The organism is Burkholderia sp. Ac-20379 (assembly GCF_017104645.1).
In the GTDB taxonomy this organism is placed as follows: domain Bacteria; phylum Pseudomonadota; class Gammaproteobacteria; order Burkholderiales; family Burkholderiaceae; genus Burkholderia.
On sequence record NZ_JAAGPF010000818.1, the window covers coordinates 1 to 601 of the forward strand.

The 601-nt window shown below is 72.9% G+C and carries 1 protein-coding gene; it reads right to left on the reverse strand.

Annotated elements, in window-relative coordinates; genetic code table 11:
- The coding region (locus tag G3N92_RS34790; protein WP_206131970.1) for a biotin/lipoyl-binding protein at positions 1-365 on the reverse strand (365 nt) is incomplete at its 3' end.
- Positions 366-601 lie beyond the last annotated feature (236 nt).

Below are 601 nucleotides of genomic sequence, written 5' to 3' on the forward strand. Positions count from 1 at the left end.
CCCGCCTCGGCCGACGCCACCGCCGCCTGCGCCGCGTCGAGCTTCGCGCGGAAATCGCGATCGTCGAGTTCGGCCAGCACGTCGCCGCGCGCCACGCGCTGATCGTCGTCCACGGCGACGCGCGTGACGTAACCCGACACGCGCGGGCTGACCGTGACGACGTCGGCGCGCACGTAGGCGTCGTCGGTGCTTTCGACGAAGCGCGCGACGCGCCACCAGTGCCAGCCCCAGGCCAGCAGCGCGAGCAAGGCCAGCGCGCCGCCCGCGATCAGCCAGGTGCGGCGGGCGCCCGCGAAGCGCGCACGCGGCGCGACGGGTTCGGTGGTCGGCGCGATGCCGGGGTTCTGCTCGGTGGTCGTGCTCATGTCGTCATGCTCGTCGGCGTGAAAATCTGTGTGGAATCGGATCGATGGAAGAAGGAAGACGGCCTGGCCATCACGGCTGCCAGCCGCCGCCGAGCGCCTTGAACACGGTCACCTGATCGAGCGCGACGCGCTGCGAGGCGGCGGCCAGCGCGGCCTCGTCGGCGATCAGGCCGCGCTCGGCGTCGAGCACGTCGAGCGAATCGGCCGCGCCTTCGCGAAACGCGCGCTCGGCCAGC